General features: G+C 49.9%; 14 protein-coding genes. All 14 read left to right on the forward strand.

The genetic code is table 11. The features are described 5' to 3' along the window. Positions 1-18 precede the first annotated feature (18 nt). The 14 genes from C5O22_RS07050 (at position 19) to C5O22_RS07115 (ending at position 14,927) form a co-directional block, all read left to right on the forward strand. Entirely contained in the window at positions 19-624 is a 606-nt protein-coding gene (locus C5O22_RS07050) for a DUF5668 domain-containing protein (RefSeq protein ID WP_132780511.1), read from the forward strand. Between the two features lie 7 nt (positions 625-631). Beyond that, complete coding sequence (locus C5O22_RS07055; protein ID WP_207895360.1) at positions 632-2,323, forward strand: tetratricopeptide repeat protein; 1,692 nt, start codon at positions 632-634, stop codon at positions 2,321-2,323. A gap of 126 nt (positions 2,324-2,449) precedes the next feature. Then, positions 2,450-3,025 (forward strand): rubrerythrin, encoded by a 576-nt coding sequence (gene rbr, locus C5O22_RS07060; protein WP_132780513.1) that lies wholly within the window; start codon positions 2,450-2,452, stop codon positions 3,023-3,025. A gap of 19 nt (positions 3,026-3,044) precedes the next feature. Then, positions 3,045-3,419 (forward strand): desulfoferrodoxin, encoded by a 375-nt coding sequence (locus tag C5O22_RS07065; RefSeq protein WP_132780514.1) that lies wholly within the window; start codon positions 3,045-3,047, stop codon positions 3,417-3,419. Between the two features lie 18 nt (positions 3,420-3,437). Next, positions 3,438-3,599, forward strand: coding sequence for a rubredoxin (gene rd / locus C5O22_RS07070; protein ID WP_132780515.1), 162 nt, complete (start codon positions 3,438-3,440; stop codon positions 3,597-3,599). Positions 3,600-3,666: 67 nt separating this feature from the next. Next, positions 3,667-3,987, forward strand: coding sequence for a hypothetical protein (locus tag C5O22_RS07075; protein WP_132780516.1), 321 nt, complete (start codon positions 3,667-3,669; stop codon positions 3,985-3,987). 355 nt (positions 3,988-4,342) lie between these two features. After that, entirely contained in the window at positions 4,343-4,708 is a 366-nt protein-coding gene (yajC, locus tag C5O22_RS07080) for a preprotein translocase subunit YajC (RefSeq protein ID WP_132780517.1), read from the forward strand. 47 nt (positions 4,709-4,755) lie between these two features. Beyond that, positions 4,756-6,477, forward strand: a complete 1,722-nt coding sequence (gene secD, locus C5O22_RS07085; RefSeq protein WP_132780518.1) for a protein translocase subunit SecD — start codon at positions 4,756-4,758, stop codon at positions 6,475-6,477. Next, positions 6,477-7,703 (forward strand): protein translocase subunit SecF, encoded by a 1,227-nt coding sequence (gene secF / locus C5O22_RS07090; RefSeq protein ID WP_132780519.1) that lies wholly within the window; start codon positions 6,477-6,479, stop codon positions 7,701-7,703. The genes secD and secF overlap by 1 nt, the downstream gene beginning before the upstream one ends. Before the next feature lie 240 nt (positions 7,704-7,943). Beyond that, positions 7,944-8,822: a 4-hydroxy-3-methylbut-2-enyl diphosphate reductase gene (ispH, locus tag C5O22_RS07095; protein WP_132780520.1), complete on the forward strand. Its 879-nt coding sequence runs from the start codon at positions 7,944-7,946 to the stop codon at positions 8,820-8,822. 148 nt (positions 8,823-8,970) lie between these two features. Further along, positions 8,971-11,628, forward strand: coding sequence for a valine--tRNA ligase (locus C5O22_RS07100; RefSeq protein WP_132780521.1), 2,658 nt, complete (start codon positions 8,971-8,973; stop codon positions 11,626-11,628). A gap of 9 nt (positions 11,629-11,637) precedes the next feature. Next, entirely contained in the window at positions 11,638-12,189 is a 552-nt protein-coding gene (locus C5O22_RS07105) for a hypothetical protein (protein ID WP_132780522.1), read from the forward strand. A gap of 135 nt (positions 12,190-12,324) precedes the next feature. Beyond that, a complete protein-coding gene (gene gap, locus C5O22_RS07110; protein ID WP_132780523.1) occupies positions 12,325-13,395 on the forward strand; it encodes a type I glyceraldehyde-3-phosphate dehydrogenase in 1,071 nt (356 codons plus the stop codon). 272 nt (positions 13,396-13,667) lie between these two features. Next, positions 13,668-14,927 carry a phosphoglycerate kinase gene (locus C5O22_RS07115; RefSeq protein WP_132780524.1) on the forward strand — a complete coding sequence of 420 codons (1,260 nt, stop codon included), beginning with the start codon at positions 13,668-13,670 and terminating at the stop codon, positions 14,925-14,927. Positions 14,928-14,986: the final 59 nt, after the last annotated feature.

The following is a 14,986-nucleotide window of genomic DNA, read 5'->3' on the forward strand; positions in this document are numbered from 1 at the left end:
TCGTTATACTCAATACAAATGAAAAACTCCTTACACCATTTTTGGATAGGTCGTTTACTGTTTACGCTGGGAGTAACCTTCACCATCCTGGGGAGTATTCTCTGTCTTTCTATAGTGAAAGGGGTCTCTAAACTTGTGGTATTGCCCGCCGCTTTCTTTTTGATTCTGGGCGCCCTTTTTGCGTATACGGCGGTTCAGGTGAGCCGAAAAAGTGGGTACCTATACTTTTCTGCCTTTTGCTTTCAGATAGGGCTTCTTGTGTTGGGTCTAGCCCTCCAGATTATTCCCATTCCTTTCTATCGATTGTGGCCTCTCCTTGCTATTATTGCGGGACTTTCCTTTATACCGGTAATCCGTTTTAATAAAAGAAAACCAGTGGCGGTATTTTTAGTACCTGCCATTGCGTTTGTCGGTATCGGAGTGGTACTGCTCATATTTTCTTTCCATGTGGTGGATTTCTCCTTCCGTCGTTTTCTTATTACGTGGTGGCCCCTTTTCCTTTTGATAGGGGGTCTTATGCTTTTTCTCATTTCTTTATTTCCCTTCGAACCTAAAGAGGTGCATAAAAAGCAAAGAATACAACGTCCTCATAAAAGACCTCTTTCAAAGGACGGAACAGAATAAGATGGTTATGCAGAGGGTAGGGCTCCTTCTCTTGTTCAGCGTCCTGTTCTATGTTTCCTGTGTTTCTTCTCCCCACGAACGGACCTCAAAAGAGACCCCTATCGGAATAAAGGACCCACCGAACGCTTCTGCAGGCCGCTCTGGGGGGCTTTCGGAAGAAATCCGGCAACTGGTAGAACGGGGTAATCCTACAAGTCTTCTACGGGCCCTTGATATTATTCGAAGCAGAGAACTGGGAGAAAGCGAATTTGGCCGGGCCATGAATGGGGTTATTGTCACCATCCTGAAACGGGTATATCCTGATATTGGGGGGGATTTCCCTCCCATAGATCCTCCCCTTACCAGCGGCTACACAAAAATATTACGGGATATAGAGCGGAACGCCTATGTTCCCGCGGCTGCTACCTCTACAGATTTTATAGAACTGGTGGTTCCCTTTCTGGCGTACCTTCAGGAAACCCGTCTAGAACGGCTAGCGGTGGCAGAGCCGGACCTCATGCGGGCATCTCAGCTGTTTCCTTCATCGGTACTGGTTCCCCTTTTTTGGGGGATTATAGATGAACGACGGAATAATACCTCTGAGGCAATGCGAAAATACCGGCAAGCCTACGAACTTGCCTCAGATTGTTATCCTGCGGCGGTTAATCTTGCAAAGCTGTTAGCAAAGGAGGGGGCCTACCAGGAGGCCCTTGTACTTCTCCAGGAAAGTCTTACCCGCTATCCTGATAGTCGCACCATAAAACGGCAAATGGCATTGGTCTATTATCAATCTCGTAATTGGTCCCGGGCAGAAATGGCGGTTGCAGAACTTTTACAACGGGATACGAAGGATACGGAACTCCTCCTTATTCGTTCCCATGTCCTCGTAGAACAGGGAAAATACTCACAGGCTGCCGCAGCCCTCGATGCCTATGCCACATTTGATGCAACCAATCCTCTGTATTTGTATCTTCGTGCCCGACTTCAAATGGAGGGCTACCAAAATCGAGATGCGGCCCTTACCTATCTTCGATCGCTGGTAAAGGCCTATCCCGATAATGTGGAGGGGCTTTCTTATTTTGTGCGACTCCTGCTGGGTTCTTCCCGGCAGGAAGAGAAAAACGAAGGCCAGGCCCTGCTAAGCCAGCTTATGAGTATGGGGTCCCTTTCGCCTCCCATTCTGGAATTGGTGGTTCAGAATGCCATTTCCCGAGAAACCTGGTCGGAGGCCCTTACCTATGGGGAAATGCTCCTTAAAGAACGAGGCTCTTCCTCTGATAAAATGCTTCTGTATCAGGTGTATAAGGGTCTGGGGGACCATCCCAGGGCCCTTGCGATAGCTCAGGACCTTTTTCAGGCCTCCCCCGAAAGCGATGACACTATTTTGCTATATGTGGAGGCCCTGATTCTCTCAGGAAAACGGGACCTTGCCCAAACTCTTATTGACCAGCGGCTAACCCAGGTCCCTGCGGGTGCAAGGAGAAGTCAGTATTTTTATATGCGCAGCCTCCTGAGAACCGACGAAGAGCAGGCTTTGAACGATCTTCGTTCAAGCCTTTTTGAAGATCCCCGTAATATCAATGCGCTTATCAGTATGCTCGAAATTTATGATCGCCGGAAAGATGAACGCCGGGCCCTGTACTATTATAAACAGGCGGTTGCCCTGAATCCCGATCATCCTCGACTTCAAAAATACAAAAAACAATACGGAAGCTTATAATTCTCCCTCTTTTTAATAAATTAATAATCATTATTAATTGATATTTTCTCTTTCTCCCTTTATAATCTTAGGGAAGGAAATCGGCGGAAAGGCTGGTTTCCTGCGATTTTTATAATGGAGGCGCCTATGGCCAGCTTAAAGGGAACGCGTACTGAGAAAAACTTGCTTGCCGCCTTTGCGGGAGAGTCTCAGGCCAGGAATCGGTACACCTTCTATGCCAGCAAAGCGAAGGAAGAGGGGTATATCCAGATTTCCCAGATCTTTGAAGAAACGGCGAATCAGGAAAAGGAGCATGCCAAACGGCTTTTCAAGTTTTTGGAAGGGGGGGAGGTAAAGATAGAAGCTTCCTTCCCTGCCGGCCTCATTGGCACCACCGCCGAAAACCTCTTGGAAGCGGCCAGTGGGGAAAATTACGAATGGCAGACCATGTACCCCGAATTTGCCCGCATTGCCCGGGAAGAAGGTTTTTCGGCCATTGCGACGGTTTTTGAGTCCATTGCGGTTGCAGAAAAGCAACATGCCCGACGGTACGAAAAGCTCAGAGCTAATGTTCTGGATGGTACGGTATTTAAAAAGGACCACCCGGTGATGTGGCGTTGTCTTAACTGTGGTTATATCTATGAAGGCCTGGAAGCGCCTAAGGCCTGCCCCGCCTGTGCCCATCCCCAGGCCTATTTTGAACTGCTTGCAGAAAATTGGTAGTCCTAAGGAGGGAAAATCTATGGCCGTGTTATTTGGTATTTACAAGTGCGATATTTGTGGTAATATCGTAGAGGTGCTCCACGAGGGTGTGGGGGACCTTGTCTGCTGCGGCAAACCCATGAGGCTTTTTGTTGAAAACACCAGCGATGGGGCCCGGGAAAAACATGTGCCGGTGATTGAAAAGACAAGCACCGGCTACAAGGTGAGTGTGGGTTCGGTACTCCATCCCATGGAAGAAAAGCATTATATTGAATGGATTGAACTGGTGGCCGATGGGGTCCGATATCGCAAGTACCTTAAACCGGGAGATACACCGGTAGCGGAATTTGCTGTCCAGGCAAGCACCGTAACAGCCCGGGAATATTGCAACCTCCATGGGTTGTGGAAAGCGTAAAAGAAAAGGAGGCGAAGAATGAAGAAATACGTATGTGATGTCTGTGGCTATATTTACGATCCTGCTGCGGGGGACCCCGACAACGGCGTCGCACCGGGGACTCCCTTTGAAAAGCTCCCTGCCGATTGGGTTTGTCCCATGTGTGGGGCTGGAAAGGATGATTTTTCTCCGGTAGAATAAGAAGCAAAAATAAAGGGGAGGGAACCGCTGATGGGCTGGTACCTCCCCCTGGGGGTAGGTAAAGTCTATGATTTCGCGAGAGGATTTTGTGTTTACCATTGGGTATGATGGCCCGGTGGCGGTGGTGGATGGGCAGGCGAAAAAACGTTATGGTTCACTCAGTACCCGGGAGTTGGCTGAAAAGGGTCTGTTCCGGGCGGCCTATGCTTCGGCTTTGTACTCTAAGATGTATCCACCTAGCCATAATCCTCAGGCAGGAGAAGAGGAACTGCGCATCTTTGCGGAAATATACAATCGGGTTGCGGGTACCAATTATGGTCCCGATGCTCCCTTTGATCGACTTTTCGGGGTTTTCCCGATAGAAGTGCAAAAGGTAAAAATTTTGTAAGGTTTTGTCTTTATCTTATAATTAATAAATAAAGGGCAGGAAGGTCGCTGAAAAGGTTCGCTCGGCTTTTTCTCTTTTGATAAAAGGATTACCACTGTCTTGAATAGTAGCCACCGCCGGTTATAAAAAAGAGGAGGCCCTTTTTAGGGAGATATTTTTCCTTTTTGAGAAGCAGTGGTTCTGATTTTGTAGGAAAGATAAACGCCAGGGAAGGAACCTTCTCTGGCGTTTTTGTTTTTCAAAATTGATAATCTGAAAGCTCTGTACTGGTTTTAAATGACTTTTTCCATGTGCTTGACCGTTCTAGGAGCCTGTGGTATTTTAGCTAGAACTCTTGTATCTAAAGGATGTATCTATGACCACGATAGAATCTTTCTTTTCTTTGTTTCCCTTACAGAGCGCACCGGCTAACACCACCGCCTCTTTTGTGGGGAGTTTAATTCCTTTTCTTTTAGTGATCGGGATTTTTTATTTCTTGATTATCCGGCCTCAGAACAAAAAGCAGAAAGAGACGGAAAAAATGCTTGCCTCCCTTAAAAAAGGGGATAAGGTGGTCACCATCGGTGGAGTCCACGGGATTATCCACGCCGTGAAAGACACCACGGTAGTTCTTAAGGTGGATGATGCCACCAAGATTGAGTTTAGCCGGAATGCCATCGCCAGTGTGCTGGAAGCGGCTAAAGCCTCATCGGACGAAACGGTAACCGAAGAAAAGAAATAATTTTCACTGATTTAAAATCTAGAATCAGGAAAGGGTGGAGCAACGGCATGAGTAAACGGTATCGGTTTTTTATCATCCTGGCGACGGTCGCGGTATGTTTTGCTTTTTTGTATCCGACCCTGCGCTGGTATTTCTGGGTGCCTAAGGAGGAGCAAGCCCTGGCCCTTGGTTCTCGGGAACAAATTAAGAATTTTGCCAATCGGAAGGCCCAGGCTGATCTGCGGGATCTGAAGGTCCTTGCCCGGGAAGGGAAGGAGTTGCCTGAGAAGTTCTCCTTTCTTATTCCCATAGCAAAAGAGAATTACCGGCTTGCAAAAGTGCAGATGCCTAAAAAATGGGATGCCCGGGCAGTCCTGGCTGCTTTTGCAGGAGAAAAGGAAGCTCTTGATGCAATCGAGGGGAAATATCGGGATGAAATTCTTTCCCTCAAGGATTTACATCAGAGCGCCATCCAGCTTGGTTTGGACCTTTCTGGTGGTATGAGTGTGGTGATTCAAGCCAACCTCGATTCGGTAAAGGCCCGTCTTGGTCGGGATCTTACCGATGCGGACAGGGAAGACGCGATGAACCGGGCCCTGGAAGTGTTGAATAGCCGGATCGATAAATTTGGGCTTACCGAACCGGTCATTCGCCGTCAGGGAACCGATCAAATCTACATTGAAATTCCGGGTGCCGCAGACCCTGAACGGATTAATGCCATCATCATGGGAAAGGGGCGCCTGGCGTTCCATATCGTAGATGAAGAAGCCACCAATCAATTCCTTGCCTATTACCGACAACATCCCACCGATACCTTTGATAGCGAAGGGAACCTTATCGATCCCACTATTGTTCCTTCTGATGTGGTAATCCGGGGTATGTATGAGAAGGATAAGTACGGCCTGGATTCGTTTGTGGGCTATGTGGCTATCAAGAAGGAAGTGGGTCTTGATGGTAACCATATTAAAAATGCCCTGGTAAATCGAGACCAATTGAGTGGCCGGCCGGAGGTTACCTTCCTTCTGGATGATGAGGGGGGGGAAATTTTCTATAAGCTTACCAGTGCGAATGTTGGTAAGCCCCTGGCTATCGTGATGGATGATAAGGTAAAGTCACGAGCGGTAATTCAAGAGCCGATTCGGGAATCGGTTCGACTTACGGGCTTTGGTTTAGAAGAAGCCCAGAATATTGCCCTCATTTTGCGGACCGCTGCCCTTCCGGTGGAGCTTGAACCTGTCAGTCAACAGGCTATTGGGGCTTCCCTCGGGGAAGACACCATTCGTCGGGGCTTGAATGCCTTGCTAGGAGGAATCGCAGCGGTAATGGTCTTTATGCTCCTCTATTACAAAGGGGCAGGGATCAATGCGATGATTGCCCAGATCCTTAACCTTTTTATCATGCTGAGTATTCTTTCAGCCTTTAATCTTACCCTTACGTTGCCCAGTATCGCCGGTTTTATTCTTACGATCGGTATGGCGGTGGATGCAAACGTTATTATCTTTGAGCGTATTAAAGAAGAGCTCCGATTAGGTAAAGGTCGTCGAGCGGCGATTGAAGCGGGCTTTAATAAAGCTTTCTGGGCCATCATGGACTCCAATATCACCACCTTTATTGCGGCCCTTTTCCTTTCCCAATTGGGAAGTGGACCTATCCAGGGCTTTGCGGTGAGCCTTGCCATCGGGGTTGTGTCTTCTGTGTTTACCGCCCTCTTTGTGTCTCGCCTTATCTTTGATTTTGGTACCGATGTGCTTAAGCAACAGACGGTCTCCATTAGCTGGAGGGTCAAGTAATGAAACGGATTATCCCATTTTCTAAATTCTTTGTACCGGCCATCATTGTTTCCCTGCTTCTTATTATCGGGGGGCTTGTAGGATATGTAGTGCTGGGGGGCTTTAATCTGGGGGTCGATTTCCAAGCCGGGCTTATCCAGGAAATTCAGTTTGCGCCTACCGCTTTTAAATTGACCTATACGGGGAAGGGAATTGCTTCCATTTCGATGGATCGTGCTAAGCTTGATATTGTCATTTCAGGAACCGATGTAGAAAAAAAGACCTATAGTTTCCCCTACAGTCAGTACCAAACCCTGGGGCAACTTATTGATGCCTTACAGCCCATAGAGGGGCTTAAAGTAGAACGGACTGCCGGACAGGATATCCCTACAAATCTATTAGTGCAGAGTGCCCAGGGAAATCCCCGTCTTGGCTCTGAGCCTTATGGGGTCCACTATTTTAACAGTGAAGGGGCCGCCGTCCGTATAGGGGAGGTTCGTTCTGCCCTATCGTCCATTGCGGGTGTTTCAGTCCAGGTGCTGGGTAAAGAAACGGATCGAAAATTCCTTATCCGGGTAGATGATAAAGGGAAGGAAGCCAATTTTGCGCAGGTTACCACGGCGAAGGTTGCCAAAGCTTTGGAGGATGCCTTTGGAGAGGGAGAAGTCGCTTTCCTCCGTACTGACTATGTGGGTGCCCGGTTTTCAAAACATCTAACTGATCAGGCGGGGATGCTTGTGTCTCTTACCTTGTTGCTTATTTTGGTGTATGTATCTTTCCGCTTTAAGTTCCATTATGCCTTGGGTGCGGTGCTTGCTATCCTCCACGACGCGCTCATTATGGTGGCCTTTATTACGTGGCTCAGAATGGAGTTTAACACCACCACCATCGCCGCAATCCTTACCATCCTGGGGTATTCGATCAACGATACCATCGTTATCTTCGATCGGGTTCGGGAAGTTCTTCGATTGTACCCTGATGATTCGTTTGAACAGAATGTGAACCGGGCCATTACGGAGACCTTAAGTAGAACCTTTATCACCACCCTTACTACGATGTTTGCGGTTTTTTCTCTCTTTATTTTCACCACCGGAACCATGAAGGATTTTGCCCTGGCCCTGCTTATCGGAATGACCAGTGGTGTGTATTCTACTATTTTCATTGCCTGTGCGGTGGTTCTTTTCTGGGAAAAGCGGGCCCAAAAGAAAGAAGCCCTAAGCGGTGTTGCCCAGGTAAAGAAGGCCTAATAGAGAACAATAGGGTTTCTTTTTAGATCAAGAAGTAATAAAGATTTTGAAAAAAAGAGGGGGATGCCCAACTGTACGTGGGGATCCCCTGTGTTGTTTAAATGAAAAATTAAAGAGGATGGGGTGGGTACTCTGAGGAGACATAATCTTATCCTCTGGTTAGTAACACAATAGTCAGGGGCCTTTTCTTCATACTCCGGATAAGGCCCTTCTTTAACAAGTAGAAAAAGGACGAAGCCGATGGTACTTATTCGTTCTCGGGTCTGTGGATATTGCATGGGGGTTGAGCGGGCGATAAAAAAAGTATACCAGCAACTTGAGCTCGGTAGTGCTAGTTCGCTTGTGACCCTCGGTCCCCTTATTCACAACCCTCGAACCATAGAAAGCTTGAAAAAACTCGGCGTCAAAGTCCTTGATACGAAGGTCTTCCCTTCTTCCCTTGAAGGAACTACGGTGGTAATTCGTGCCCATGGGGTTGCTCCCCAGGTGGAAGAAGAAATTCGTCAGCGGGGAGGGGCCATCGTAGATGCTACCTGCCCTAAGGTAAAGAGTAGTCAGCGAAAGGCCGAACAGTATAGCCGACAAGGTTATGTGGTGTTTTTAGCCGGTGATCCGGGGCATGGGGAAATCCAGGGAATTGTGGGGTATACCCCCTCGGCCATCCTTATTCCATCCGCGTCATATGCCCGGGATATGGTTTCTCAGTGGGCGTCCCGGTGGCAGGATCGTCCTGTGGTTCTTATGGGACAGACCACTTTTTTACTTGAGGAGTACGAGGAAATCCGGACGATTCTGGAGACCTGTTTTCCCCACCTTATTACAGAACATACTATCTGTCTTGCCACCAAGGAGCGTCAGGAGGCCCTGGTGGAACTATGTGCAGAGGTGGACGCGGTTATTGTGGTGGGTGGTAAGAATTCGGCCAATACGCGCCGGCTCTACGAATTGGCCAAGGAGCACGGTAAACCCGCCTGGCATATTGAAGATCCAGAAGAGTTATCGCCTGATATTTTAAAATACGAAAAAATAGGTATTACCGCCGGCGCTTCCACTCCTATGGAACACATTGAGGAAGTGGAACGGTATATCACCCAGGTACTCGCCCGGGGAAAAACCTAATCGGTGGTGTTGCATTCTTTAGGGCAATTAATTAGTATAACAACCACTACCATTGAACGCTTGTGTGTTTTCAGAAAAAATCCTAGATCGCTCTAAAGCTTACGGGGATTCTGAAAACCAGGAGCATCTTCATCCAAGGAGTCGGCCCATGCATGCCGTGGAGTTAGAAAAAGCCTATGACCCTAAAAGCTTTGAAGATCGAATTTATGCCCTTTGGAAAGAATCGGGGAGCTTTCAACCTAAGGATAAAAAAGGAGTAAAACCTTTTGTTGTGGTGATTCCCCCGCCGAATGTAACGGGGGTGCTCCATATGGGGCATGGTCTTAATAATTCCTTGCAGGATATAATCGTACGTTATCATCGCATGAAGGGGGAACCCACCCTTTGGGTTCCTGGTACGGATCACGCGGGAATAGCGACCCAGAATGTGGTGGAAAAACGACTGCGAAAAGAAGGAAAATCCCGCCATGATCTGGGACGGGATGCCTTTGTGGCTGAAACCTGGAAGGTAAAAGAAGAACATCACCGGATTATTTCGCAGCAGCTTGCCAAGATTGGGGCCAGTGTAGATTGGAGCCGGGAACGGTTTACCCTGGATGAAGGGCTATCCCGGGCGGTCCGAGAAGTGTTTGTCACCCTCTACGAGCGGGGGCTCCTGTACAAGGGAAATTACCTGGTGAACTGGTGTAGTTCCTGTGGAACCGCCCTTTCGGACGATGAGGTGGAACACGAAGATGTCCCTGGGGTCCTGTACCATATTCGGTACCCCGTGGTAGGTGGTGAACCGGCTGCTTTTGTGGAAATTGCCACCACCCGCCCGGAAACTCTTTTGGGAGATACCGCAGTAGCGGTTCACCCAGAAGATACCCGGTATACCCAGCTGGTAGGGAAAGAGGTGGAATTGCCTCTTACCGGCAGACGCATTCCCGTGGTGGCCGATACCTATGTGGATCGGGAATTTGGAACGGGGGTGGTAAAGATTACCCCCGCCCATGATCCCAACGACTGGGAAGTGGCTCAGCGGCATAAACTCCCCCTTATCAATATTTTAACCCCCCAGGGGAAATTGAACGAAGAGGTCCCACCCCCCTACCGGGGCCTTTCAGTGGTGGAGGCTCGAAAACGGGTACTGGAGGACCTGAAAGCCCAGGGACTCTTAGTAAAAGAAGAACCGATTACCCATGCGGTAGGCCACTGTTACCGGTGTCATACGGTGATAGAACCCTACCTGTCGGAACAATGGTTTGTGCGGATGCGGCCCCTGGCAGAAAAGGCCCTGGCTGCCTGGAAGCGGGGGGACATTGTGTTTTATCCCCGAAAATGGGAAAACACCTATGAACATTGGCTTACCAATATCCGGGATTGGTGTATTAGCCGTCAGCTATGGTGGGGGCACCGAATTCCCGCCTGGTACTGCCGGCACTGCGGAAAAATCGTGGTGGCCCGGGAAGAACCCCTGGAGTGTCCCTACTGTAAATCCCCCGAGCTTGAGCAGGACCCGGATGTGCTCGACACCTGGTTCTCCAGCTGGCTGTGGCCCTTCAGCACCCTCGGCTGGCCCAATGATACCGCCGATTTCAGGCGCTACTATCCCACCACGGCCCTGGTAACCGCCTACGACATCATCTTTTTCTGGGTCGCCCGGATGATCATGGCGGGCCTCGAATTTACTGGCCAGGCCCCCTTCCGGGATGTGTACATTCATGGCCTGGTACGGGACAAGCAGGGCCGCAAGATGTCAAAGAGCCTGGGAAATGGCCTTGATCCCCTGGAACTGGTGGAAGAATACGGGGCCGATGCCCTGAAGTTTACCCTGGCCTATATGTGCGCCCAGGGTCAGGATGTACTCATCGATAAAGAATCCTTCAAACTCGGTTCAAAATTTGCTAACAAGGTGTGGAACGCCAGCCGCTATATTCTTATGAACCTGGAAGGGCGACAACTGGTGTCCAGTCCTGCCTTGCTTCCCGTGGACCGCTGGATCTACCATCGGCTGAATCGGGCGGCGAAAACCGTTTCGGAGGCCCTGGAGAGCTATCGCTTTAATGATGCGGCCCAGGCGGCCTATGAATATTTCTGGAACGATTTCTGCGATTGGTATGTGGAAGCCACCAAACTTTCTCTGAAAGGGGAAGATATTCAGGAAAAGGACCGGGCCACCACGGTGCTCCTGGATGTGCTTGCCGAATCGCTACGGCTCCTCCATCCCCTGCTTCCTTTTGTTACGGAGGAGATTTATCAAAAGCTTCCCAATACGGAGGGCCTGTTGATCCTTGCTCCCTATCCTTCGTACCGAGCGGAACGGGAAAGTCCTGAGGTGGAAGGGGCCTTCGAAAGTCTTCAGGATATGGTCCGTCAGATTCGGACCCTCCGCAGTGAATGTACGGTACCCCCTGACAAGAAGATTCGGGTGGACCTTAAAGTGGCTGCTGAGTATCCCCATCGTTCGTTTATTCAATCCCATGTGGCCCTTATGGAACTCCTGGCGGGGCTCGAAGATCTTTCAATCGAGGACCTGAGGGAAGGTGAGATGCGGCGCCCTGAAGGAACCGTTGTCCTGGTGGGGAAAGGATATGAACTGTGGGTGCATATTGCGGCGGTAGTAGACCGGGTGCAACTGAAAGAAAAGTTCGAAAAAGAAATTGAACGGGATCGGAAGTACCTGCAGACCCTCGAACAAAAACTCCAGAATCCTCAGTTTATAGAACGGGCTCCGAGGGAACTCGTAGAGGCAGAACAGGCAAAAATCCCAGAGGTGCGAAGTCGCATCGAAAAACTTTCTCTGTATATTCGGGATCTTTCGTAAGGGCCGATCATGAACACCGAAGAAATGCTCCGCCTTAAGGAGATGCATATTGCCCCCTACATCCAGCTCGCGACCGCTCTTATTGGTAAGCGGCGCCAGGGAGGGGGCAACATGTTTCGCCATCAGATCGACACTATGGCCATTCTCATTGATTACGGCTATATCGATTCGGTGCTCCTTAAGGCTTCGGTGGTTCACGATCTCCTGGAAGATGTGCCTGATTTTGAGCCTGCCCTGATGCTCTGTATCGATGAGGAAAGTCCTGATGTGTATCGGCTGGTCCTGGAAGTAAGCCGCCAGCCAGAAGAAAGTAAGGCGGTTTTTTTATCGCGGGTACGGACCCAGGGCTCCTACCGGGCGAAGGTGCTTAAGGTGGCAGATCGAATTTCCAACATGATTTCCCTTGGTTTTGTGATGGATGTGGACTTCATTACCCGGTATACCGAAGAGACGGAAACCTATGTGTTCCCCATCGCCCAGGAAGTAAATCCCGCCATGTTTGAGGAGCTAAAGAATCTCGTGGAAAGTCGCCGGAACCTGTTACGGTTTTGCAATTTTTAGAATCATCCCCCCCTTACTCCGTTATGGAGTTTGCCAGGGCCAATCTTTCAAGATTTTGCAATTTTTAGAACCCGTTGACATATCCTGGATTTTTGCGTACTGTTTCAGTACAAAATTACCGATTTGGGGGTTAACATGAAAATAGCGATTAACGGTTTTGGCCGGATTGGGCGGCTCGTATTCCAGGCCCTGGTAGATCAGGGTATGTTAGGGAAAAATAAGATTGATGTGGTAGCCGTAGTCGATGTGGCAACCGATGCCCAGTATTTTGCCTATCAGCTGAAGTACGATTCTACCCAGGGAAAGATGAAGGCTGAGATTTCTTCTAAAAAGAGTGATCCTTCCCTGGCAGAAGACGATATCCTTGTGGTAAATGGTCACGAAATTAAGTGTGTCATGGCCGAGAAGGAACTCAAGAATCTTCCCTGGGCTAAGCTTGGAGTGGAATATGTGATTGAATCCACCGGTCTCTTTACCAATGAAAAGGCCTGGGGTCACCTGGAAGCGGGTGCTAAGAAGGTAATCATCACGGCCCCTGCCAAGAGTGCCGACGAAACCAAGAAGATCCCCACCTTCGTGATGGGCGTAAATCACGAAAAGTATGATCCCGCCAAGCACGATGTGGTTTCTAATGCTTCCTGTACCACCAACTGTCTTGCTCCTATTGTTCATGTTCTCATGAAAGAAGGCATTGGTATTGAAAAGGGTCTTATGACCACCATCCACTCCTATACGGCCACCCAGAAGACCGTCGACGGGGTTTCCAAGAAGGACTGGCGGGGTGGTCGCGCTGCGGCTATCAACATTATCCCCTCTACCACCGGTGCTGCCAAGGCCGTTGGTGAAGTTCTTCCCGAAACCAAGGGTAAACTTACCGGTATGGCCTTCCGGGTGCCCACACCGACCGTATCGGTGGTGGACCTTACCTTTACCGCCGCTCGCGATACTTCCATCGAAGAAATCGATAGCCTTATGAAGAAGGCCTCCGAAACCTACCTGAAGGGTGTTCTCGGGTACTGCAACGAAGAGCTGGTTTCTACCGATTTCATTCACGATCCTCGTACCTCGATTTATGATAGCCTTGCCACACTCCAGAACAATCTGCCCGGTGAAAAACGGTTCTTTAAGATCGTTTCCTGGTATGACAATGAATGGGGTTACTCCAACAGTGTGGTAAAGCTGCTTCGCCATATGGCAAAGATATAATCCCTGCCTTGAGGGGCTGGGTGCCCGCTATTTCGTCGAGAAAGCAGGCCCCGCCCATACAGCAAGACCTTGATCGAAGGCGGGTGAAGCGTTTCCGAAAGGACCGGGGAAACTCGCCAGAAAGAAACCTCTTCTGCCGAAAAGAGGGGTTTCTGAAAGGACCGACTGAGGGTTCCTGGATTGGTGTATGGGTTGGGGAAGCGGATGTTTCTCGTGGGTATGTCAAGGCCCCGTCCATGTGGCGGGGCTTATTTTTTTAAAGGAGAGTTCCTATGATCAAGACCGTCCGGGATGTTAATTTAAAGGGTAAACGGGTAGTAATGCGGGTGGATTTTAATGTTCCCATGAAGGATGGGGTGGTACAGGACGATACCCGAATTGTGGCGGCTATTCCTACTATCAAGTATATCCTTGATCAGGGGGCAAGGAGCCTGGTGCTCATGAGCCACCTGGGGGATCCTAAAAAGGATATGAAAAAGGCCAAGGAAAAGGCAGAAAAAGAAGGAAAGCCCTTTGATGAAGCCAAGTATCTTGCGGGTAAACATCGAATGGCGCCGGTGGCGGCCTATCTCGCCCAGAAACTCGGGAAACCCGTGATTTTTGCAGGGGAAGATGGCTGTTATGGAAAGAAAGCCTTCATTGAGTCCCAGCCTGAGGGTTCCATTATTATGCTGGAAAACACCCGCTTCCACCCGGAAGAAACCAGCGAAGATCCCGCAGAACGGGATAAGCTGGCGAAGGAACTGGCTTCGTACGGGGAAATCTTTGTGAATGACGCCTTTGGCACGGCCCACCGGGACCACGCTTCTACCGCTTCCATTGCCAAGTTCCTTCCCGTTTCGGTGGGAGGCTTCCTTATGGAAAAGGAAGTGGCCTACCTGGAACCCATCGTCACCAATCCGGTAAAGCCCATGGTGGCTATTATTGGGGGGGCTAAGGTTTCCAGTAAGATCGCGGTTCTCGAAAGTCTCCTGAAAAACGCCAGCGCCCTGGTGATAGGCGGTGGCATGGCGTATACCTTCCTTAAGGCCCAGGGGCATTCCGTAGGGGCTTCTCTTGTGGAAGATGATCAGCTTGATACGGCCCGGAATATCCTTGCGGCGGCCCAAAAGGCGGGTGTAAAGATCGTGTTGCCCGTGGATCACGTTTGTGCGGATAAATTCGATGCCAACGCTACCCCGGTTCCGGTGGACTCGGTGGATGTCCCCGCGGGACTCATGGGGCTCGATGTGGGACCCAAGACTATCGCCCTGTACAAAGAGGTCCTCGCTACCGCAAAGACCATCGTATGGAATGGACCGGTAGGCGTATTTGAGTTTGAAAACTTTGCGAAAGGAACCGGAGAAGTGGCAAAACTCGTGGCCGAAGCTACGGGGCGGGGCGCCACTACCGTGGTGGGCGGTGGCGACTCGGTGGCGGCGGTGAATAAGTTTGGCCTGGCGGATAAGATGAGCCATGTGTCTACTGGTGGCGGAGCTTCCCTGGAACTTCTGGAAGGGAAAAAACTGCCCGGTATCGAAGTGTGCCGTTAAACTCGTACCCTATAAAAGAAAGGGGCTCTCGGATGGCGGGAGCCCCCTTTCGTTTCGTG

Origin of the sequence: Treponema sp. J25, assembly GCF_004343725.1 — a bacterium.
Taxonomy (GTDB): domain Bacteria; phylum Spirochaetota; class Spirochaetia; order Treponematales; family Breznakiellaceae; genus J25.

Coding starts and splice junctions, on each gene's coding strand:
- secF (WP_132780519.1), top strand. CDS start 6,477: ATGAAACGGATTATCCCATTTTCTAAATTCTTTGTACCGGCCATCATT.
- secD (WP_132780518.1), top strand. CDS start 4,756: ATGAGTAAACGGTATCGGTTTTTTATCATCCTGGCGACGGTCGCGGTA.
- C5O22_RS07105 (WP_132780522.1), top strand. CDS start 11,638: ATGAACACCGAAGAAATGCTCCGCCTTAAGGAGATGCATATTGCCCCC.
- rd (WP_132780515.1), top strand. CDS start 3,438: ATGAAGAAATACGTATGTGATGTCTGTGGCTATATTTACGATCCTGCT.
- C5O22_RS07100 (WP_132780521.1), top strand. CDS start 8,971: ATGCATGCCGTGGAGTTAGAAAAAGCCTATGACCCTAAAAGCTTTGAA.
- C5O22_RS07065 (WP_132780514.1), top strand. CDS start 3,045: ATGGCCGTGTTATTTGGTATTTACAAGTGCGATATTTGTGGTAATATC.
- C5O22_RS07115 (WP_132780524.1), top strand. CDS start 13,668: ATGATCAAGACCGTCCGGGATGTTAATTTAAAGGGTAAACGGGTAGTA.
- C5O22_RS07050 (WP_132780511.1), top strand. CDS start 19: ATGAAAAACTCCTTACACCATTTTTGGATAGGTCGTTTACTGTTTACG.
- C5O22_RS07055 (WP_207895360.1), top strand. CDS start 632: ATGCAGAGGGTAGGGCTCCTTCTCTTGTTCAGCGTCCTGTTCTATGTT.
- rbr (WP_132780513.1), top strand. CDS start 2,450: ATGGCCAGCTTAAAGGGAACGCGTACTGAGAAAAACTTGCTTGCCGCC.
- gap (WP_132780523.1), top strand. CDS start 12,325: ATGAAAATAGCGATTAACGGTTTTGGCCGGATTGGGCGGCTCGTATTC.
- yajC (WP_132780517.1), top strand. CDS start 4,343: ATGACCACGATAGAATCTTTCTTTTCTTTGTTTCCCTTACAGAGCGCA.
- ispH (WP_132780520.1), top strand. CDS start 7,944: ATGGTACTTATTCGTTCTCGGGTCTGTGGATATTGCATGGGGGTTGAG.
- C5O22_RS07075 (WP_132780516.1), top strand. CDS start 3,667: ATGATTTCGCGAGAGGATTTTGTGTTTACCATTGGGTATGATGGCCCG.